The sequence below is a fragment of the Micromonospora sp. NPDC003241 genome, assembly GCF_053589795.1.
Map to the genome: position 1 here is coordinate 89,475 of NZ_JBSFSO010000020.1, position 21,126 is coordinate 110,600.

Here is a 21,126-nt window from a genome sequence, read left to right on the forward strand (position 1 = left end):
GATGAGCACCTCCGTGTCCTGCGTCCCCCAGCAGCGTGGCCCGCTCAGCAGCGCCGAGTCCGCCGCGTACGAACACGCGGTGCTGGGGAGTCGGCTCCACGCCGACCGCCCGCCGCCCGAGATCGGCATCAGCCGGGGCGAGTGGGCACGCGCCTGCGAGGACCTGGTCCGGCGCCGCCTGCTCTCCCGGGCCGAGGACGGTGGCCTGACCGCGGTGCACCCCGACGTCGCGTTGAGCATCCTCAACGCGCCGCTCACCGACGAGATCCGCCAGCGGGAACAGGCGATGGCCGCCAACAGCCGGGTGCTCCAGTCGATCGGCCGGCGGCTGGCCGAGTACGGCCGGCAGCACGACGGCGTACGGGTCGTCCAGGGTGAGAAGGCGATCCGCGACGAGATCGACTCGGCGATCCTGCGCTGCGCCACCGAGATCCTCTCGCTGCGTCCGGGAGGTCCCCGGTCGACGGACCAGTTCAGCGCCTCCGAGGCGTCGGTGACCTCGATCTTCGTACGTGGGCTGCGGTGCCAGTTCGTGTACCACCACACCGCCCGCGCGAATCCGGGCCTCGCGGCCCGGGCCAAGGCGGTCGCGGCGTACGGCGGGGGCATCCGCACCACGGCGGCGAGTTTCGAACGTCTGATCATCTTCGACCGCCGGGTGGCCTTCGTTCCGGTCGACGCACCGGGCGCTGACCACGCTGCCGCCGTGATCTCCGACGACGTGGTGGTGGAGTACCTGCACCGCACGTTCACGCACCTCTGGGCCAACGCGATCCCGCTCGAACTCGCCGAGGACCAGATGGACGAGGTGTCGCTCGGCACCCGGATGGCCATCCTCCGGCTGATGGCCGCCGGGCTCAAGGACGAGGCCATCGCCAACCGGCTGGGCATGGCGCTGCGCACCTGCCGACGGCACATCTCCTCGATCCTCACGGGCCTCAATGTGTCGAGCCGCTTCCAGGCCGGCATCAGGATCGCCCAGCTCGGGATCCTCGCCGACGAGGTGGCGGACTCCGACCAGGCCGGCCGGACCGACGTCAGTCCGCTCTGGTGACCCCTCCGCCTCTTCCCTCACCCTTCCGACAAGGAGAACCGACGACGTGAAACTCCAGCGCGAGATCCTGACGCCGCAGATGGTGCAGTACGACGACTTCTCGTCCCGTGGGGAGACCCAGTACCTCCCGTACCTGATGTACTTCAACCGGCCGGACTACCGGTCGGAGGCGATCAACACCGACCGGCTGGGCTTCCGGATCTCCCACGGCGTCGACGAGCAGGCATCGGTCGGCAGCACCCTGCCCGACGGGCCGGTCCGCCTGCTGGTCGGCGGTTCCGTCCCGCTCGGGTACGGCTCCACGAGCGACGCGACCACGATGGCGTCGCGGTTGTGGACGAAGCACGCCTCGTCCCGTCCGTGGCTCACCTATGCCGGCCACTGCTACAACTCGACCCAGGAACTGCTGCTGTTCCTGCTCTACCGGCACCTGCTGCCGCCGGTCGAGGAGATCGTCATCCTCAGCGGCTTCAACACGCTGGTGATGTCCCGGCTGGTCGAGATGCACCGCGCCGACCAGGGGCCGTTCTATTTCTGCGGCGAGTTCTTCGAGCAGATGGAGGAGGTACGGGCCCGGCACCGCAAGCCGTCACGCGGTTTCGGCCGCCGGGCCAAGCCGGCCGTACCCTCCTGGCCGTCGCCGGACGAGGTCCGTCCCGAACTCGACGACGCGATCGCTAGCGCGGTCGACCTGGTCGGCCGGCACCTCGCGAGCTGGCAGGTGCTCGCCGCCGCCACCGGCGCCCGGGTCTCCTTCGTGTTGCAGCCGATGGCCACCTGGCTGCGGGCCGAGCCGGCGCCCGAAGAGAAGCTGATCTTCGACGAGCTGGACCGGATCTCCAAGCTGGGCACCTGGGAGGCCCTCTATGGCGACGTCTCCTCGGTGGCGGCCGGGCAGCGGTACGCCGACGCTCTCGCACCGGCCTGCGAGCGGCAGGGCGTCCGCTTCGTGAACCTCAACCCGGTCCTGCGCGGGGCCGTGACCGACAGGTCCTGGCTGTACGTCGACCGGGCCCACCTGACCGACGAGGGCAACGACATCGTCGCCGCGCTGCTCGCCGATCAGCTCGGCCTGTCCTGAGCCGGCAGCGATGGCCGGGCAACCCCTCAACCCCACGAGAAGGTGCGGAACCGATGTTTAGAGTAGCCGTGATCGGAGGCCGTCCCGCCCCGATCAAGGGAGCCCGGGACCTGGGCGTCGACGTCGTCCTGGTGCACCAACCGGGGCAGTACGAGGAGTCGATCCGTCCGCACTGCGAGCGGATCGTGCACGCCCCGCTGGCCGACGGCGAGGCGATGCTCGACGTGCTGCGCCCGCTGCACGACGAACGCCCCTTCGACCGGGTGCTGACCGTCTCCGAGCCGTGGGGTGTGCCCACCGGACACGTGGTGGACGGCCTGGGCCTGCCCGGGACCTCGGAGAAGACCGCCCGCCTGCTCAAGGACAAGGCGCTGATGCGCGAGCGGCTCGCCAAGTACGACCTGAGCCCGGTCCGCTACCGGGTGGTGCGGACCGAACGCGAGGCGCGCGACTTCCTCGCGGAGGTCGGCGGCCCGGTCGTCCTCAAGCCGGTCGACGGTGCCGCCAGCCGGAACATCCTGCGGGTGGCGGACGCGACCGAGCTCGGCCACGCCTGGCGTGTGCACACCGAGGCCGGCAACACGGCGGTGCTCGCCGAGGAGTTCCTCTCCGGCCCGGTGGTGAGCGTGGAGTCGTTCTCCTTCGGCGGTCGGCATCTGCCCGTCGGCTACTCCGAGTACCTGGTCAACTCGTACCACGTGGAGTGGCAGGTCAGCGTGCCGAGCCGGCTCGTCGCGCCGTACCTGCCGGAGCTTCGGGACCTCACCGTGCGACTGCTGGACGCGGTCGAACTCACCGAGGGTCCCTCGCACAGCGAGTTCGTCCTGACCGAGCGGGGTCCCCGGGTGCTGGAGTCGCACGCCCGGATGGGTGGCCACGCCATCCCGGAGCTGGTCCGCCGGGCCTACGGCCTGGACCTGGCCCGGATGTGGCTGACCGTGCCGTTGGGCATCGACGGGTTGCCCGCCGAGTCTCCGCCGCCCACGGCGGGTGCCGCCATCCGGTTCCTGCGGCCCGAGCCCGGGGAGATCCGCGCCGTCACGGTCGCCGAGGACATCCCGGCGGTGGTCAAGCGGGTTCCGCCCGGCGAGCTGGCCGACGTGTACCTCCCGCTGCTCGGCGAGTTGGTCGACGTACCGGTCGGCGTCGTGGTGCACAAGAATCCGGGCGACGTGATCACCCCGATCCAGACGCTCGCGGACTGCAGCTCCGGGTACGTGCTGGCCACCGGCGCGGACGCCGATTCGGCGGTGGCCACCTGTGTCCTGGTCGACCAGCAGATCCAGTTCCACACGTGACGCTCCTGGGGCACCACGACTTCCGGCTGCTGTGGGCCACGCAGACCCTGGGGCAGTTCGGCGCGCACTTCAGCCGGGTCGGCCTGCCCCTGGTGGCGATCCTGGCCCTGGACGCGACCGCGTTCGAGGCCGGGCTGCTGGCGACGTTCCAGACCGTGGCCTTCCTCGTGGTCGGCCTGCCCGCCGGCGCGTGGGTGGATCGGCGACGCAAGCGTCCCGTCATGATCGTGGCGAACCTCGGGCGCGGTCTGCTGTTGGCGTGGGTGCCGGTGGCGGCCTACCTGGACGTGCTGTCCCTGACCCAGTTGTACGTGGTCGCGCTGGGGGTGAGCGTGGGGACGCTGCTGTTCGAGACCGCGTACGTGAGCTACCTGCCGCTGCTGCTCGAACGCGGGCAGTTGGTCGAGGGCAACGCGAAGCTGGAGAGCACCCGGTCCGTCGCGCAGGTCGGCGGTCCCACGCTCGGCGGCTACCTGGTCCAGTGGTTGGGGGCGCCGCTCGCGGTGCTCACCGTCGCGGGCGGCTATCTGGCCTCGGCGGTGGTCCTCTGCGGGATCCGGATGCGGGAGGCCGTTCCGGCGCGCGGCACCGACCGCCACCTGGTCCGGGAGATCCGGCAGGGGCTGTCGTTCGTCTTCGGACACCGGTCCCTGCGCGCCCTCGCCGTCTCGGGCGCCCTGTTCAACCTCGGGGTCTTCGTCACCGGGACGGTGGTGGTGGTCCTGCTCGCCCAGCAGTTGCGCATCGCGCCGGGAACGGTGGGACTGTGGTTCGCCGTCGGCGGGATCGGCGGGCTGGTCGGGGCGTTCGTCGTCCGGCGGGTCAGCGCCCGGATCGGGCCGGGGCCGGCGGTCTGGGTCGGCATGGCGGTGGCCGGCGTCTCCGGTCTGGTCGTGCCGCTCGCTGACGCCGACTGGCGACTCTGGCTCGCCGGGGCGGGCAACGCGTTGGTCTCCACCGGCCTGGTGATCAACAACGTGAACAGTATGGCGATCCGCCAGCAACTGTGTCCGCAGGAGTTGCAGGGCCGGATGAACGCCACCATCCGTTTCCTGATCTTCGGGGCCATGCCGATCGGCTCGTTCCTCGGCGGGTTCCTCGGGGAACGCGTCGGGCTCCGGGAGGCCCTCTGGGTGGGGGCCGTACTCAGCCTGGTCGCGGTCCTGCCGGTCTACTTCTCGCCGCTGCGGACCATGCGTGGCCACCCGGGCGACGACGATCCGGGTACGCCCCGGGACGGTGCCCCGCCCGGACGTCGGGCGCGTCCACGCGACCCGGACGGCGTGGGTTCTCGATGAGCCGGGCTTCCGCCGGCCTGCCGGGTGTGTCATCCTGACTCCAACAGTTCTAGAACAGTTGGAGTCCACGTGACCGACCTGACCGTGCTGCCCAACGGCAGCGTCATGGCCGATCCCGGCGAGCGCGGCAGATTCGGCGGGCACGGGGGTCGCTTCGTCCCCGAGTCGCTGATCCCCGCCTGCACCGAGCTGGAGGCGGCGTTCCGGGAGGCGTGGGCGGACCAGCGCTTCCGCCGCGACCTCGACCGACTGCTCGCGGTGCACGCCGGACGCCCGACCGCGCTCACGCCGGCCTGGCGGCTCTCCGCGGAGCTCGGCATCAACGTGCTGCTCAAACGGGAGGACCTCGCCCACACCGGCTCGCACAAAATCAACAACGTGCTCGGCCAGGCCCTGCTGGCACGCCGGATGGGCAAGACGCGACTGATCGCCGAGACCGGCGCCGGGCAGCACGGCGTCGCCACGGCCACCGCCGCCGCGCTGCTCGGCCTGGAGGCGACCGTCTACATGGGGGCCAAGGACGTCGAACGCCAGGCGCTCAACGTGTTCCGGATGGAGTTGCTCGGCGCCGAGGTCGTCCCGGTCACCGGCGGCAGCCGCACCCTGAAGGACGCCACCAGCGAGGCGCTGCGGCAGTGGGTCACCCGGGTCGACGACACCCACTACTGCATCGGCTCGGTCATGGGCCCGCACCCGTACCCGTGGATCGTGCGGGAGCTGCAACGGGTCATCGGCGAGGAGGCGCGCGCACAGTGCGCCGCCGAGCTGCGCACCGGAGTGCCCGACTACGTGGTGGCCTGCATCGGTGGCGGCTCGAACGCCGCCGGCACCTTCGCCGGATTCGTCGACACCCCGGCCCGGCTCGTCGGCGTGGAGGCCGAGGGTGGGGCGGCGGTCGCGTTCGGCCGGGTCGGCGTGCTCCACGGCTTCCGCTCGTACGTCCTCCAGGACGAGCACGGCCAGGTCAGCGAGGCGCACTCGATCGCGGCCGGGCTCGACTACCCGGGCGTGGGCCCCGAGCATGCCTTCCTCAACGACTCCGGCCGGGCGCGCTACGTCACCGTCAACGACGCCGAGGTCATCCCGGCGGTCCGGCGGCTGGCCCGCACCGAGGGGATCCTGCCCGCCCTGGAGTCGGCCCACGCCATCGCCTGGGTGATCCGCGCCGCGGAGAGCGGTGAGCTGCCACCCTTCAGCACCGTGCTGGTCGCCCTCTCCGGCCGAGGCGACAAGGACATGCACACCATCCGGGAGAGCGCATGAGCGGCAAGCTGCTGGTCCCGTACGTGACCGGGGGCATCCGACCCGACTGGACCGGGTACGTCGAGGCGTACGCGCGCAGCGGCGCGGACATGATCGAGATCGGGCTCCCGTTCTCCGACCCGATCCTCGACGGGCCGACGATCCAACAGGCGTCCTACCGCGCCCTGCAACAGGGGGCCACGGTCCGTTCGATCCTCGACGATCTCGCCGAGGTGGACGTCGACGTACCGCTGATCGCCATGACGTACTACAACCTGGTGATGCACGCGCCGTCGTTCTGCGCGGACCTCGCGGCGGCCGGGGTCAGCGGGCTGATCGTGCCCGACGTGCCGATCGACGAGGTGGACGAGCTGGCGGCCAGTGCCACGGCAGCCGGTGTCGACCTGGTCCTGCTCGCCGCGCCCACCACCCCCGGCCCTCGGCTGGCCGCCATCGCGCGGCGCAGTCGCCGCTTCGTCTACGCCGTCTCGGTGATGGGCACCACCGGTGAGCGCGACCGGCTCGCCGACGACGCCGTCCGGCTCGCCCGCGACCTACGGGCCCTGACCGACCTGCCGGTGCTGCTCGGCTTCGGCATCTCGCGGCCCGCGCACGCGGTGGAGGCGGCCGAGGCCGCCGACGGTGTGGTGGTGGCCTCGGCACTGATGCGGATGGTCCTCGACGGTGCGGACCCCGCTGAGGTCGGGGCCGTGGTCGCGGAGTTCCGCGCGGCGTTGGACGGGGTGGGCGCGCCAGTTCCCGGCTGACCGCGAGTCGGGCGGGTGCCCGGTGCGGCCGGTCGTCGACCGTGGGCCACACTGGGCACCGGCACGGCCGCAGGGACGGGAGACACCCATGGGTGAGGCGACGGCGGGTGGGCGACCGACCGCGCGTTACCGGCAGATCGCGGCCGACCTGGCGGCCCGGATCCGGCAGGGCGAGTACGAGCCCGGCGAGGCGCTGCCGGCGCAGCGGGACCTGAGCACCCACTACGGCGTCACGCTGATGACGCTGCGCCAGGCCCTTCAGGAACTGTCCGAGCAGGGGCTCATCGTCCAGCAGGCCGGACGGGGCACCTACGTCACACCGGTCCAGGCCGCGTACCGCGTGGACACGCTGCGCAGTTTCACGGAGGACCTTCGCGAGCAGGGCCACGACGTGGCCACCCAGGTGTTGTCCGGTGCGATGCGCCGACCGCCGGCCTGGGTGGTCGACCGGTTCGGCGACGGTGGCGGCGAGCGTGCCCTGCGGCTGGAACGGCTGCGCCTGCTCAACGGCCGTCCCGCCATCCACCAGGTCTCCTGGGTCCGGCCGCCGTACGCAGCGGCGATCCGGGACCGCGACTTCGTCCGGACGTCGCTCTATGCCGCGCTGGCCGACGCCGGGGTCGCCATCCTGCGCGCCTCGGAACGGATCGTCCCGTCCCTGCTCGCCGCGCCGGCCGCCGGGCACCTGCGCCAACCGCCCGGCAGTCCCGTCTTCGTCAGCGAACGGACGACGATCGCCCTGGACGGGACCGCCGTGGTGGTCGACCGGGCGGTGGTCGTCGGCGACGCCATGGAGATCCGCGCCGAGCGTGCGGCGACGCGGTTGTCGGTCCGGTGGGGCGCGGTGCGCTCCCCGGTCGCGCCGGGCGACGGCACCCGGTAGGACTTGCCACCTCCTGCCGTGAGCAGAGACGGCAGCAAGGTGCCTGGCCACTTCTGGCCTCCGTGACGGCGTTGTTACCCGCTGTCGCCGTGCGGCATCGTGAGGTCTCGGGTGTACGACGACTGGGCGTGGCACCTGATCCGACCGCGAGTTGGTGATTCGCGGCGACCCCTCATGATCGGAGCCGATGATGACCCGTGCACTCCGGGTGGCCCGTCACCATCTCAACGACCGGACCCGTGACCTGCTCGACAAGGAGCTCACGGCCGCCGTCTGCGACATCGAACTGGATTCGGACGCCCACGAGGCGATCCTCGCCGGCATCGGTGCACACGCCCTGCAGACCCACCTGCCCGGCGAGATCCTCCAGGCACTGACGTTCTACCCGGCCACCGGCTCGCACGTCCTGACCATCGGCAATCTGCCGCAGCAGGAGTTCCCGGCCACGCCGCGCGACGGCTTCACCGACGAACCCGCGATGGCCGTGACCAACGCCCTGCACTTCGGTCTGCTGCAACTGCTCTCGCTGACGCCGTTCGCGGTCGACTACGAGAACACCGGCCGGTACATCCGCAACGTGGCCCCGAACCCGGCGGCGGCGGGCACCACCAGTTCCTGGGGGGCGGATTCCGAGTTCTCCTGGCACACCGACAACCCGCACCTCCCCTTCGGCGGCAAGGGCGTCGACCCGCGCCGGTACGTCCCGCGTTATCTCAGCTTCTATGCGGTCCGTAACGACGAGCAGGTGCCCACCGAGGTCCTCGCCATCGAGGAGGCCGTGGCCGCGCTGGACGAGAGCACCGTGCAGGAGTTGCAGTCGGCCCAGTTCACCGTCGGCCCGCCCGCCTCCACCGACGAGACGGCGCCGCTGCGGGACACCGCGTTGCTGGAGCAGAGCTACGAGGGAACGCGGGCGCGGTTCGACCGGGGCACGGTCGTACCGAACACGCCGGCGGCGACCGCCGCCCTCGACCGGTGGGTACGAGCCCTCGACCAGGCGCGGTCCGAGGCGTTCGTGCTGCGGCCCGGCGATTTCCTGATCTTCGACAACTACCGGGTGCTGCACCGCCGTCGGGCGTTCCGGCCCGGTCCGGCGGACACCGCCCGCTGGCTGCGCCGCTGCTATGCAAGCTGACCCGGACACCAGGAGGATGACCATGGGTGAATATCGCGTCGCCGTCATCGGTGGTATGCCCGCGCCGATCCACGGCGCCAAGGAACTCGGCATCGACGTCGTGCTGGTGCACGAGGAGGGCAAGTACGAGCCGTCCATCCTGGCGCACACCGAGCGGGTCGTACACGCTCCGCTGGACGACGGCCCGGCCATCCACGCCGCGCTCAGCCCGCTGCACGCCGAGCGCCCGTTCGACCGCGTGATGACCACGACCGAGGTCGCCGCGATCTCGTCCGGCTACGTCGTGGACATGTTCGGCCTGCCCGGCGTCACCGAGTTCACCGCCCGCGCGCTCAAGGACAAGTCCCTCACCCGGGAGTGCCTGGCCAAGGCCGACGTGGAGAACGTCCGCTACCAGGTGGTCAACTCGGTGGAGGAGGCCGTCTCGTTCCTGGAGCAGGTCGGCGGGAAGATCGTCCTCAAGCCGATCGACGGTGCGGCGAGCCTGCACATCAAGGAGGTCGGGACCCCGGAGCAGGTGGCCGAGGCCATGTCGGAGCTGGCCGCCGCCGGCATCACCGCCCCGATGGCCGAGGAGTTCCTCTCCGGCCCGGTGGTGAGCGTCGACTCGTTCTCCTTCGAGGGCCGGCACCTCACCATCGGCTACTCGGAATACCGGATGAACGACCGGTTCGTCGAGTGGGAGGTCAGCACCCCGAGCCGGGTCGCCGTGCCCCACCTCGCGGACCTCCGGGAACTCACCGCGAAGCTCCTGGACGCGGTCGGCGTCACCGAGGGACCGTCGCACAGCGAGTTCGTCCTCACCCCGAACGGTCCCCGGGTGCTCGAATCCCACGCGCGCCTGGCCGGTAGTGGCGCGCCGGAGTTGGTACGCCGTGCCTTCGGTCTGGACCTGAACCGCATGTTCCTGACGGTGCCGCTGGGCATCGACGAGCTGCCGCTCGAATCGCCCGCACCGATCGGGGGCGCGGTCGCCCTGTTCCTGACCCCGAAGCCGGGACCGATCACGTCGATCACCGTCAGCGAGGACATCCCGGCGACGGTACGCCGGATCCCGCCCGGCGAGTCGGCCCGGGTCTTCATGCCGTACCTGTTCGAGCTGGGCGCCGAGGACACCGCCGTGGTCATCACCAAGAACCCCGGCGACGAGGTCGCACCGCTGTTGACGGTCGCGGACTGCAGCAACGGCTACATCCTGGCCTCCGGCACGGACGCGCTCGACGCCATCGCCAAGGCCGAGGCGATCAACGCGAAGATAGACTTCGTCACCGGTTGATGAGGGAGAACACCATGAAGCGCACCGCAGTGGTGACGGGTGCCAGCAGCGGGATCGGGGCGGCCACGGCACGCCGGCTGGCCAAGGACGGATTCTTCGTCGTGGTGGCGGCCCGCCGAATGGACCGACTCGAGGCGCTGGCGGCCGAGATCGGTGGGCAGGCCGTCGCGCTCGACGTCACCGACCAGGCGTCCGTGCAGGCCCTCGCCGCCGGTCTGGACCGCTGCGACCTGCTGGTCAACAACGCGGGCGGGGCGGTGGGCGCCGACCCGCTGGCCACCACCGCACCGGCGGACCTGGTGCGGAGCTTCGAGATCAACGTCCTGGGCATGCTGTACGTGACCCAGGCGCTGCTGCCGCTGCTACGCGCCTCCGACGCGCCGACCATCGTGACCGTCACCTCGACGGCCGCGCACGTGACCTACGAGTCCGGCGGCACCTACACCGCCGCCAAGCACGCGGAACACGCGCTGGTCGAGACGCTTCGGCTGGAACTCTGCGGCGAACCGGTGCGGGTCATCGAGATCGCACCGGGCATGGTCCGCACGGACGAGTTCGCGGTCAACCGGTTCGCCGGCGACGCGGACAAGGCCGCCGCCGTGTACGCGGGCGTGGACCGGCCACTGGTGGCCGAGGACGTCGCCGAGTGCATCGCCCTGACGGTGGCACTGCCCAGCCACGTCAACGTGGACCGTCTCGTCGTCCGCCCGGTCGCCCAGGCCGCCCAGCACAAGGTGCACCGTCAGCCGATCTTCGGCGGCTGACGGACGGGACTCCGAGCTGGGTCGCGCCGCGAGCGGTGCGACTCAGCCCAGGTCCTCGGGTTTCACCTTCCCCCGGGCGACAAGACTCTTCGCGAGACGAACCCGCCCCAGCATGACCGCCTGCACGTTGCCGAGCACGACCAGCAGAGCGGCTAGGGTGTCGCCGCGATAGACCAGCACGTAGGCGGGGAAGACCGCGAAGATGACCACCGGCACGGCGAAGAGCCACAGCGGGTAGCGCAGGTGGTTGCTGAGTGAGGCGTCGAAGAACTTGGGCACGAGATCATTAGATCTCACCCGGCAAGGGCTTCTCGTCCGTCCGTCGACTCAGAGCCCAGCGGGCACGGCCCGTGGCGGGACGTGCCCTCCGATGTACGTGGTCACCACCACTTGGGGTAGTGCCGGAGTACCCGGTCCGCCGGTTCCGGTGACTTCGACCTGCGTTCCCGCCAGTCCTGAACAAGGCTCGGACCGTGGACGAGTGCGCCTGCGGCGATCAGGAGCAGGGACCCGTACCGTCCCGACCACCCGAACCAGAGACTGAGACCGGCCACCAGCCAGAGCAGGAAGCCAAAGCCGAACAGTATCGATCGGAGGCGTGGGCGGCGCACGACTCTCAGGCTACGGCTCGCTGCCAGGGAGGCACATCATCCGTGATCCCTTGGCCCACGGACCGAACTCGATCTCACCGAGAACCGCGACGCCTCGGTGAGATCAAGCCCGTGCGAGAGACTCCCCTCGGCGCGCCCCATCGCTTGCGCGCCGAACAACGGTTACCCGTTCAGCAGGCGGTGTAGCCCTTGCCCTTCTTCGACCAGGCGCACTTGTCGATCAGCTTGCCGCTGGCGTTGCGCAGGTACGCGGTGTCGCCGGTGTTGTTCCAGACGTAGTTGCCCGAGCCCCAGTAGCGGTTCTTGGCGGTGTTCTTGCCCTTGCCGGTCCGGATGACCACGCTCTTGCCCTTGGCGAGCTTGACGTCCCCACTGAAGGTGTAGACGTGGTTGGCCTTGTCGCGCAGCGTCCAGTTCTTCAGGTTGATGGTGCGGGCGCGCCGGTTGGTGAGCTTCACGTACTCGGCGTTCAGGCTGGCGTTCGAGCGGTTGTCCGTACCCGGCGAGTCGTAGTAGACCTTCGTGATCTCGATCGCCGGGGTGGCGGCCTGCGCCGGAGCGCCGACGGCCAGCGAACCACCGAGCGCCACGGCGAGCGCGGACACCAGCCCGATGAACCTTCTCGACATGCGTGTTACCCCCACGGGAAGCGCCGAATTGCGGCGCGGACATGTCACGCCGACGCGTGACGGAGCGAGGTTAACGACGAGTTGCGGCAACGTGAGGTACTCACGCACCGCGCGCCACTGATTGCGGCCGGGCGGCTGTCGATCGACAGCCGGCCGGTCGTCTCCGCCGACCGCTCCGCGCCCCACCGTGCGGCGAGGGGCGGACCACATGCCGGCCGAACGGCGACCGGGTCCGATGCGTTCGACGACCACTGTGGACCTTCGGGCGGAAACCTCTCGTCGCCCCGTGCAACCGGGTCGGCGTACCCGACGTCCCATCGTCAGGCCGAGGGAACGAGGGGACCATGCGCCGATACCTGATCGGCGCCATCGCCGCGACCGCGTTGGTGCTCACCGGATGTGCACAGCACGACACCACGTCGACCGGACCGGACCCGGTCACGATCGACGCCGCCTCGGCGGCACAGCAGGACCCGACCGCGCTGATCGGCTCGTGGACGGCGGGGGGTACGGACGTGGGGTCGGGCACCGTCGTCCAGTTCACCGACCGCTCTCTCCGGGTCTTCGACGGCTGCGGGGTACGGCACGGGAGCTGGGGCGCCGACCAGAGCGGCCTCCTCGTCGCCGACATGCACACCGTCCCCACCAGAGACGGTGGGGGCTGCACTGCCGCGCCGGACGCAGGACTGGGCTGGCTGCTGCGGGCCGGCGGGTTCCGCGCCGACGGTGACACCCGCGTCCTCCTCGACGACGCCGGTGCGGAACTGGCCCTACTGCGCCCCGGTGGGCGACCGGACAGCGAACCGGACATGCACCCGTCCTGGCTCCAGCCGCCGACGGTGACCGACGAGACGCGACGCTGGTTGGCCGCGCCCCCGGCGCTACCCGCCCAGCTCGCCGGCCCCACGTCGGAGGAGTTGGTCGGCCGCTGGGTGCCGGTGGGCGCGGCGGCTTCAGCAGGCCGATGGCCGAAGCCCGCCTCCGTCGAGTTCGTCGCCGACGGCACCTGGACCGGCTCGGACGGCTGCAACAGCTATGCGCCCGGACGCTGGGCGACCGACGGTGACGGCGCGTTCCTGGCGACCGGGGGCGTCTCCACCATGATCGGCTGCGACAACGTGCCGACCGGTCTCTGGCTCGTCACCGCGCGGCAGGCGGGCCTGGACGGCGACGTGCTGGTGTTGCGGGACGCGCAGGGTGCGGAGATCGGCCGCCTGGTTCGCGGCTGATCCGCCGACCCGGGGCGCTTGTCGCCACGCTGTCGCCGCAGGCGTCCGCGCGTGGTCCACAGCCTGCGTCCACAGCCTGTGGATAGCACATGTGTACGAGTCCAGCTCGCTCCCAGCCTCCGGTGAGTACGCTTGGTCATCCTCCCGGTGCCGCCGGGAGGCGTACCCGACCTGGAACGACGTGCGAGTGGATCAGCAGCAAGTCCTCCGCGACGCGACGGTCCGCCTGCCGATGGCGTCGACCGTCGCCGAGGTGTGCCAGGGCACCGTCGATTCGCTGGCCCGCCACACCCCCGCCACCATCGCCGTCCTGCTGCACGTGCACGACCGGCTCCGGTGCGTCGCCGCCACCGGCTCCTGGCAGGTCTTCGCCACCGTCGCGCCGGACGCCGGGATCGTCGGCCGGGTCTACACCGGTGGCGCGGCGGTCGTCGCCCCGGACGTGACGACCGATCCCGATCACATCCCGGTACGCCCCGACGTCACCGCCGAGGTGTGCGTACCGGTGCCGGATCCGGCCGGGCGGGTCATCGGCGTACTCGACGTGCAGTGGACCGGCCCGGCCGACCTCGCCGCGTGGCGGACCACCGCCGAGCGCGTCGCCGCCCGCCTCGGCGCGCGGATCGTCGCGCTGGGCGGGCCGACGGAGAGCCGCAGCGAGAAGCTGCTCCGGCACGCCGCCGCGATGACCGCCGCCGGCACCGAGTGGGACCTGATGACCGCCGCGATCGGGGCGGCCCGGGACGTCTCCACGCTCGGCGCGGCCGTCCTGGTGCTCGGCGGCCGGGGTGGCGTACGGCTGGGTGCCCCGACCGTGGCGCCCGGGGAGCTGGAGAGCCGGATGCGGGCCGAGCTGACCGAGGCGGGTCCGGAGGCGCTGCGCGGCATCATCGACCGGGCGCACCGCTACGGGGCCGGGTACACCCTCGGCGAGGCGGGCCACCCGCCGACCGTGGAACACGAGCCGCTGGTGCGCGCCGGTGTCCGGACGCTGGTCACGGTGCCGGTGGGCCCGGCCCGGCGTGGCGGGGTGCTGCTGGTGGCCGACGACCGGCTGCTGCGTCCCGATCCCACCACGGTCAACCTGATGGAGCTGCTGGCCGGTCAGGCGTGGAGCTGTCTGGACCGGTTGCGCACCCTGGATCGGCTGCGCGAGCAGGCCAGCTCCGACCCGTTGACCGGGCTGCGGCACACCGGCCCGTTCGAGCAGCGGATCGCCACCGCGACGCCGGGGCGGACGGCGCTGCTCGCGATCGACGTGGACGGCTTCAAGACGATCAACGACACGTACGGGCACCAGGCCGGTGACCGGGTGCTGGTCGGCCTGGCCCGGGCGTTGGAGGGCGCGCTGCGCCAGGGCGACGAGCTGTACCGGATCGGCGGCGACGAGTTCGTCGCGGTGATCGAGGTGAGCCGTCCCGAGGAGGCCGTCCGGGTGGCCGAACGGCTCACCGAGGCGGCCCGCCGGATCGGCCGCACGATCAGCGTCGGTGTCGCCCTGCCCCGGCCCGGCGAGTCCCCCGAGGTGACGCTGCGCCGCGCCGACCAGGCGCTCTACGCGGTGAAACGGCAGGGTCGCGACGGCGTACGCCTCGCCGCCGCCTGAGTACGCCGCTCAGCGCTGGGTGATCTCCTTGGCCAGGAGTTCGGCGATCTGGGCGGTGTTCAGGGCGGCACCCTTGCGGAGGTTGTCGCCGGTGACGAAGAAGTTCAGCGCGCGGGGGTCGTCGAGGGCACGACGGATCCGGCCGACCCAGGACGGGTCGGTCCCGACCGCGTCGATCGGCATCGGGAACTCCCCGGCGGCCGGGTCGTCGACGACGATCACACCGGGGGCGTTGCGCAGTACGCCACGGGCTCCCTCGGCGTTGATCTCGGTGCCGAAGACGGCGTGTACGGCGACCGAGTGACCGGTGAGCACCGGCACCCGTACGCAGGTGGCGGTGACCTTCAGGTGCGGCGTACCGAGGATCTTGCGCGACTCGTCGCGCATCTTCATCTCCTCGGAGGACCAGCCGTCGTCGACAAGTGAACCGGCCCACGGCACCACGTTGAGCGCCATCGGTGCGGGGAACGGGCCGAGGTCGTCACCGACCGCCTGCCGCACGTCACCGGTACGCGAGCCGAGCAGCCGGTCGCCCGCCACCTTGGCCAACTGGTCGTGCAGCGTGTCCGCGCCGCGCTGACCCGCCCCGGAGACCGACTGGTACGAGGCGAGCACCAGCTCGCGCAGGCCGTACTCGCGGTGCAGCGGGGCGACCGCGACGATCATCGCCAGGGTGGTGCAGTTCGCGTTGGCGACGATGCCCCGGGGCCGCTCGTGGACCTGCTCGGGGTTGATCTCCGGAACCACCAGCGGGACGTCCGGCGCCATCCGGAAGGCGCCCGAGTTGTCCACCACGATCGCGCCCCGGCGTACCGCGATCGGCGCCCAGTGCGCGGCGACCTCGTCCGGTACGTCGAACATCGCCACGTCGACGCCGTCGAACGCCTCCTCGGTCAGCGCCTGGACGGTCAACTCCTCGCCCCGACAGCGGACCTTGCGCCCGACCGACCGCTCGGAGGCGAGCAGGCGGATCTCACCCCAGACGTTGCGACGCCCGGTGAGCAACTCACACATCACGGTGCCGATAGCGCCCGTCGCCCCGACCACGGCCAGGGTGGGCAGCCCGGCCATCCGCGCTACCGTCCCGTTCCCGCGTACACCACGGCTTCGGTGTCGCCGCCCAGGTCGAAGGCCTCGTGGATGGCCCGGACGGCCGCGTCGAGGTCGGTGTCCCGGCAGACCACGGAGACCCGGATCTCCGAGGTGGAGATCATCTCGATGTTCACGCCGGCTTGGCCGAGCGCGGCGAAGAAGCCGGCCGCGACGCCCGGGTGCGAACGCATCCCGGCACCGATCAGGGAGACCTTGCCGACGTGGTCGTCATAGAGCAGGCCCTTGAAGTTGACCGACTCCTGGATCTTGCTGAGCGCGGCCATCGCGGTCGGGCCGTCGGTCTTGGGCAGGGTGAAGGAGATGTCCGTGCGCCCGGTCCCCTCGGTGGAGACGTTCTGCACGATCATGTCGATGTTGATCTCGGCGCCCGCGACGGTGTCGAAGATCCGCGCGGCGGCGCCCGGCTCGTCGGGCACCCCGACGATGGTGATCTTGGCCTCGCTGCGATCGTGGGCGACGCCGGTGATCAGTGCCTGCTCCACAGGAAGCTCCTCCGTCGATCCGATGACCATGGTGCCGGTGTTGGTCGAGTATGACGAGCGGACGTGGATCGGCAGTCCCGCCCGGCGGGCGTACTCCACGCTGCGCAGGTGCAACACCTTCGCGCCGCAGGCGGCCAGCTCCAGCATCTCCTCGTAGGTGATCTGCTTGATGTGCCGGGCGTTGGGGACGATCCGCGGGTCGGCGGTGAAGATGCCGTCCACGTCGGTGTAGATCTCGCACACGTCCGCGTGCAGCGCGGCGGCCAGCGCCACGGCGGTGGTGTCCGAGCCGCCCCGGCCCAGGGTCGTCACGTCCTTGGTGTCCTGCGAGACACCCTGGAACCCGGCGACGATGACCACGGCGCCCTCGTCCAGCGCGCCCTTGAGCCGCCCCGGCGTGACGTCGATGATCCGCGCCCGGCCGTGCACCGAGGTGGTGATGACACCCGCCTGCGAACCGGTGAACGAGCGGGCTTCGTACCCCAGGTTGTGGATCGCCATGGCGAGCAGCGCCATCGAGATCCGCTCCCCGGCGGTGAGCAGCATGTCCAGCTCGCGCCCGGGCGGCAGCGGACTGACCTGGTTGGCCAGGTCGAGCAGCTCGTCGGTGGTGTCGCCCATTGCCGACACGACCACGACGACGTCGTCGCCGGCCTTGCGGGCGGCCACGATCCGTTCGGCCACCCGCTTGATCCGCTCGGCGTTGGCGACGGAGGACCCGCCGTACTTCTGCACCACGAGTGCCACGACGGCGCACTCCCTCCCGGTCGCCCTGAGCGTGCCGACGCCGCCGGCACCGGGGCCGGCGGCGCGGGTCGGACGACCTCAGGGTATCGGGCCGCTCTGACCGCCGGGTCAGGTGATCCCACGATCCGGCCCGGCGCGGCGGGCGAGGTGGTGTGCGACACGCCGGAAAGGCCGACCTTTCCGGGGGTGTCCGCAAGCGCACCCAACGCCGAGAATGGCCGGGTGTACGCCGCCCACCGTCCCGCCGTCCGCCTGACCGCCCCGATCGCGTTCGCCCTGCCCGTCCTGCTCGCCGGCTGCTCCTCGGACCCGCCGGACGATCCGCCGCCACCACCGAGCGCCTCGCCACGACCGGCGGGCCAGGACGCGGCCCGCGACGAACTGGCCGCGCTCGCCGCCGCCGCGCAGGATCGGCACATGGTCGCCCGGTACACCCTGCGGGTGGCCGACACTCCCGACCGCTCGGTCGTGGTGACCAGCGCCAACGACGGCAGTTGGCGGGTGGACGTACCCGGTGGCGCGCTCGGCGGCACGGCGGACGTCTCGCTCGCGGCCACCGCCGACGGGCTGTTCCAGTGCGCGTTGCCCTCGGCGACCCGGCCCGAGGCGGCGAGTTGCGTACGCGTCGGCGAGCGCGACGACACGCTGCCCCGCCGACTCGACCCCCGCGTGCAGCACCCGTTCACCGACTGGCTGGACGTGCTGACCGACCGGCGTGCCCCGCTGTCGGTCTCCCCCGCGATGGCTCCGCCCGAGGCCACCGGCGTCTGCTACTCGGTGGAGACCACGGCCGCCTCGATCAACCCACCGCTGGACGTCGGCATCTACTGCTTCGACGCGGACGGCACCCCGACCGCGGTCCGCGCGGCGTTCGGCACCCTGACGCTGGCCGGCCCGCCCGAGCCGGCGCCGGCCACCGTGCAGCTCGCCGGGCCGGTGGTCGACGGCGAACCGCTGGGTATGGAGGCACCGCCACCGCCGCCCACGCCGTCCGATCTCGATCCGGGCGGCACCGATCCGGGCGGCACTGTGCCGGGTGACTCCGGAGCGGGTGACGCCGGACCGGGAGGTACCGAGCCGACCGGCGGCGGGTAGGCCCGGGCCGGTCTCCGGTATCCGGGCCACCGCTCCGGGCCTGGTGCTTGGTCCGGCGGCGGGTCGAGGGCGGACCCGCAACGTCCGGCCGGCCGTCCCGTTACGGGTGTCGTTTCCCACATTCGGCGGCCCCGATATCACCGCCAAATGCCTCATACAGGACGCTTCTACGCATGACCGACCTCACCCCCGTGCTGGCCTTCCGCTGGAGCCCACGGTCCTTCGACCCGGTGGCGGAACTGCCCCGGGCCGAGGCGGCCGCCCTGCTGGAAGCCGCCCGGTGGGCGCCGTCGGTCGACAACCGGCAGCCGTGGCGGTTCGCCCTCGGGCACCGTGACGACCAGACCTTCAAGCGGATCCTGGTCAACCTGGCACCGGCCGAGCAGCGGTGGGCCGGACGTGCCGCCGCCCTGGTGCTCGGCGCGTACCGACGGACCGCGCAGGCGTACGCCGCGTACGACCTGGGGCAGGCGGTGGCCCACCTGAGCGTGCAGGCCACCGCGCTGGGACTGCACGTACGCCAGGTGACCGATTTCGACCGGGCCGGGCTGATCGCCGACCTGGACCTCCCCGGCGAGGTGCGACCGTACGTGGTGGTCGCGGTCGGCCAACTCGGCGATCCGTTGAGCCTTCCGGCCGACCTGCTGGCCGACGAGACCGCCCTGCGCCACCGACGCCCACTCTCCGAACTCGTCCTGAGCTGCGGCGAGGCCGTCGACTGAGCGGCTATACGCAATTTCCATCTCACACTCCGGACGGGTCTTTCCCACACCACGTCCCATCACGTAGGGTCACCCTGTCATGTGGCAGGCGTACCTCCTCCTTGGTCGCCGCGACGAGGCCTGACGGCCGGCACCTCGTCGCGGAGTCGAACCGCGCCGCCAGCACAGTCCCGGATCTTCCGCTCGGCATCCCTGCCGACCCCCGTCGCTGACGTCACATGACCCCAGGAGAAATCCGCCATGGCTCACCCAGCCGGCACCACCGACGTTGACTCCGATGCCATCGCCCGGCAACGTCCCAGCCAGATGCCGCACCGCCGCTACCAGCCCTACCAGCAGCAGTTCCGCATCGACCTGCCGGACCGCACCTGGCCGACCCGGCACGTCGAGACCGCACCGCGCTGGTGCGCGGTCGACCTGCGCGACGGCAACCAGGCGCTGATCGACCCGATGTCGCCGGAGCGCAAGCGCCGGATGTTCCAGCTCCTGGTCCAGATGGGCTACAAGGAGATCGAGGTCGGGTTCCCGTCGGCCAGCCAGACCGACTACGAGTTCGTCCGGCAGCTCATCGAGCAGGACATGATCCCCGCCGACGTCACCATCCAGGTGCTGACGCAGTGTCGGGAGCACCTGATCGACCGGACCTTCGAGGCGCTGCGCGGCGCGCGCCGGGCGATCGTGCACTTCTACAACTCCACCTCCACGCTGCAACGACGGGTGGTCTTCGGGCTCGACCGCGACGGCATCGCCGACATCGCGACCACCGGCGCCCGGCTCTGTCAGAAGTACGCGGAGATCCACACGCCGGACACCGAGATCCACTACGAGTACTCGCCGGAGTCGTACACCGGCACCGAGCTGGAGTACGCGCTGGAGGTCTGCGCCAAGGTCATCGAGGTCGTCGACCCCACGCCGGACCGCAAGCTGATCGTCAACCTGCCCGCCACGGTCGAGATGGCCATGCCGAACGTGTACGCCGACTCGATCGAGTGGATGCACCGGCACCTGCCCCGCCGCGAGAGCCTGGTGCTCAGCCTGCACCCGCACAACGACCGGGGCACCGGCGTCGCCGCCGCCGAGCTGGGCCTGCTGGCCGGCGCGGACCGGATCGAGGGGTGCCTGTTCGGCAACGGCGAGCGCACCGGCAACGTCGACCTGGTGACGCTGGGCCTGAACCTCTTCTCCCAGGGCATCGACCCGATGATCGACTTCTCCGACATCGACGAGGTCAAGCGGGCCGTCGAGTACTGCAACCAACTGCCCGTGCACGAGCGCCACCCGTACGCCGGTGACCTGGTCTACACCGCCTTCTCCGGCTCCCACCAGGACGCCATCAACAAGGGCTTCGCCGCGCTGAACGCCGACGCGGCGGCGGCCGGCGTACCCGTCGACGACTTCACCTGGGCGGTGCCGTACCTGCCGATCGACCCGAAGGACCTGGGCCGCAGCTACGAGGCGGTGATCCGGGTCAACTCGCAGTCCGGCAAGGGCGGCGTCGCGTACATCATGAAGACCGAGCACCAGTTGGACCTGCCCCGACGGCTCCAGATCGAGTTCTCCGGCGTGGTGCAGCAGGTCACCGACCACGACGGTGGCGAGGTCGGCCCGGACACCATGTGGCAGATCTTCGCCACGCAGTACCTGCTCGACCACCAGGCCGACCCGGCGGTGACGCTGACCGAGTACGCCATCGGCAGCGCCGACGGCAAGGTCGAGATCACCGCACAGGTCGGTGTGGACGGCCAGGCACGTTCGGTGACCGCGATCGGCAACGGCCCGATCGACGCGTACGTCAACGCGCTCGGCTCGGCCGGCGTGAGCGTACGGGTGCTCGACTACCACGAACACGCGCTCTCCTCCGGCGGTGACGCGCAGGCGGCCGCGTACGTGGAGTGCGAGGTGGACGGGCGGACGGTCTGGGGCGTCGGCATGGACGCGAACATCGTCACCGCCTCCGTCAAGGCGGTCACCAGCGCCGTCAACCGCGCCCGCCGCTGACCGGCCAGCCCGGATGTAAGGAGGGGTCCCCTGCTAACGCCTCGTGCATAGCAGGGGACCCCTCCTTTCACCTGTCCCGGGCGGCCGCGTACGTGG

The 21,126-nt window shown here is 71.4% G+C and carries 19 protein-coding genes; 15 read left to right on the forward strand and 4 right to left on the reverse strand.

From position 1 onward, the window contains the following. The first annotated feature begins 1 nt into the window (after window position 1). The 10 genes from ACWDVW_RS17885 to ACWDVW_RS17930 all read left to right on the forward strand — a co-directional run bounded on the left by ACWDVW_RS17885 (window position 2) and on the right by ACWDVW_RS17930 (window position 10,798). Window positions 2-1,054, forward strand: coding sequence for a LuxR C-terminal-related transcriptional regulator (locus tag ACWDVW_RS17885; protein WP_449949955.1), 1,053 nt, complete (start codon window positions 2-4; stop codon window positions 1,052-1,054). Between the two features lie 46 nt (window positions 1,055-1,100). Then, on the forward strand, window positions 1,101-2,135 hold the full coding sequence (locus tag ACWDVW_RS17890) for an SGNH/GDSL hydrolase family protein (RefSeq protein ID WP_449949958.1): 1,035 nt from the start codon (window positions 1,101-1,103) through the stop codon (window positions 2,133-2,135). 53 nt (window positions 2,136-2,188) lie between these two features. Further along, complete coding sequence (locus ACWDVW_RS17895) at window positions 2,189-3,433, forward strand: ATP-grasp domain-containing protein (protein WP_449949961.1); 1,245 nt, start codon at window positions 2,189-2,191, stop codon at window positions 3,431-3,433. Further along, entirely contained in the window at window positions 3,430-4,731 is a 1,302-nt protein-coding gene (locus tag ACWDVW_RS17900; protein WP_449949964.1) for an MFS transporter, read from the forward strand. The genes ACWDVW_RS17895 and ACWDVW_RS17900 overlap by 4 nt, the downstream gene beginning before the upstream one ends. Window positions 4,732-4,800: 69 nt before the next feature. Next, window positions 4,801-5,994, forward strand: coding sequence for a tryptophan synthase subunit beta (gene trpB / locus ACWDVW_RS17905; RefSeq protein ID WP_449949967.1), 1,194 nt, complete (start codon window positions 4,801-4,803; stop codon window positions 5,992-5,994). Continuing rightward, window positions 5,991-6,740 (forward strand): tryptophan synthase subunit alpha, encoded by a 750-nt coding sequence (trpA, locus tag ACWDVW_RS17910; protein WP_449949969.1) that lies wholly within the window; start codon window positions 5,991-5,993, stop codon window positions 6,738-6,740. The genes trpB and trpA overlap by 4 nt, the downstream gene beginning before the upstream one ends. 88 nt (window positions 6,741-6,828) lie before the next feature. Then, on the forward strand, window positions 6,829-7,623 hold the full coding sequence (locus tag ACWDVW_RS17915) for a GntR family transcriptional regulator (RefSeq protein ID WP_449949970.1): 795 nt from the start codon (window positions 6,829-6,831) through the stop codon (window positions 7,621-7,623). 190 nt (window positions 7,624-7,813) lie between these two features. Then, window positions 7,814-8,758, forward strand: coding sequence for a TauD/TfdA family dioxygenase (locus ACWDVW_RS17920; protein ID WP_449949973.1), 945 nt, complete (start codon window positions 7,814-7,816; stop codon window positions 8,756-8,758). A 22-nt stretch (window positions 8,759-8,780) separates the two neighbouring features. Continuing rightward, window positions 8,781-10,034: an ATP-grasp domain-containing protein gene (locus ACWDVW_RS17925; protein ID WP_449949976.1), complete on the forward strand. Its 1,254-nt coding sequence runs from the start codon at window positions 8,781-8,783 to the stop codon at window positions 10,032-10,034. Between the two features lie 14 nt (window positions 10,035-10,048). After that, window positions 10,049-10,798: an SDR family oxidoreductase gene (locus tag ACWDVW_RS17930; protein ID WP_449949979.1), complete on the forward strand. Its 750-nt coding sequence runs from the start codon at window positions 10,049-10,051 to the stop codon at window positions 10,796-10,798. 42 nt (window positions 10,799-10,840) lie between these two features. On the opposite strand, the gene ACWDVW_RS17935 is transcribed toward ACWDVW_RS17930, so the two are convergent. Together ACWDVW_RS17935 and ACWDVW_RS17940 are read right to left on the reverse strand one after the other, a co-directional pair. Next, on the reverse strand, window positions 10,841-11,077 hold the full coding sequence (locus tag ACWDVW_RS17935; RefSeq protein WP_449949980.1) for a hypothetical protein: 237 nt from the start codon (window positions 11,075-11,077) through the stop codon (window positions 10,841-10,843). 502 nt (window positions 11,078-11,579) lie between these two features. Continuing rightward, window positions 11,580-12,038, reverse strand: coding sequence for a lamin tail domain-containing protein (locus ACWDVW_RS17940; RefSeq protein ID WP_396751455.1), 459 nt, complete (start codon window positions 12,036-12,038; stop codon window positions 11,580-11,582). Between the two features lie 344 nt (window positions 12,039-12,382). On the opposite strand from ACWDVW_RS17940, the gene ACWDVW_RS17945 reads away from it, so the two are divergent. Together ACWDVW_RS17945 and ACWDVW_RS17950 are read left to right on the forward strand one after the other, a co-directional pair. Beyond that, window positions 12,383-13,267, forward strand: coding sequence for an META domain-containing protein (locus tag ACWDVW_RS17945; RefSeq protein WP_449949984.1), 885 nt, complete (start codon window positions 12,383-12,385; stop codon window positions 13,265-13,267). Window positions 13,268-13,499: 232 nt separating this feature from the next. Continuing rightward, window positions 13,500-14,873: a diguanylate cyclase gene (locus tag ACWDVW_RS17950; RefSeq protein ID WP_449950015.1), complete on the forward strand. Its 1,374-nt coding sequence runs from the start codon at window positions 13,500-13,502 to the stop codon at window positions 14,871-14,873. Window positions 14,874-14,882: 9 nt separating this feature from the next. Here ACWDVW_RS17950 and ACWDVW_RS17955 read toward each other — a convergent pair whose 3' ends face one another. Together ACWDVW_RS17955 and ACWDVW_RS17960 are read right to left on the reverse strand one after the other, a co-directional pair. After that, window positions 14,883-15,944 (reverse strand): aspartate-semialdehyde dehydrogenase, encoded by a 1,062-nt coding sequence (locus ACWDVW_RS17955; RefSeq protein WP_449949987.1) that lies wholly within the window; start codon window positions 15,942-15,944, stop codon window positions 14,883-14,885. A gap of 5 nt (window positions 15,945-15,949) precedes the next feature. After that, window positions 15,950-17,215, reverse strand: coding sequence for an aspartate kinase (locus ACWDVW_RS17960; protein ID WP_350698722.1), 1,266 nt, complete (start codon window positions 17,213-17,215; stop codon window positions 15,950-15,952). 186 nt (window positions 17,216-17,401) lie between these two features. Here ACWDVW_RS17960 and ACWDVW_RS17965 point away from each other — a divergent pair, with 186 nt between their 5' ends. The 3 genes from ACWDVW_RS17965 (at window position 17,402) to leuA (ending at window position 21,030) form a co-directional block, all read left to right on the forward strand. Continuing rightward, window positions 17,402-18,310, forward strand: coding sequence for a hypothetical protein (locus ACWDVW_RS17965; protein WP_449949990.1), 909 nt, complete (start codon window positions 17,402-17,404; stop codon window positions 18,308-18,310). Between the two features lie 173 nt (window positions 18,311-18,483). Next, on the forward strand, window positions 18,484-19,032 hold the full coding sequence (locus tag ACWDVW_RS17970) for a nitroreductase family protein (RefSeq protein ID WP_449949993.1): 549 nt from the start codon (window positions 18,484-18,486) through the stop codon (window positions 19,030-19,032). A 240-nt stretch (window positions 19,033-19,272) separates the two neighbouring features. Then, a complete protein-coding gene (gene leuA / locus ACWDVW_RS17975; protein ID WP_396751443.1) occupies window positions 19,273-21,030 on the forward strand; it encodes a 2-isopropylmalate synthase in 1,758 nt (585 codons plus the stop codon). Window positions 21,031-21,126: the final 96 nt, after the last annotated feature.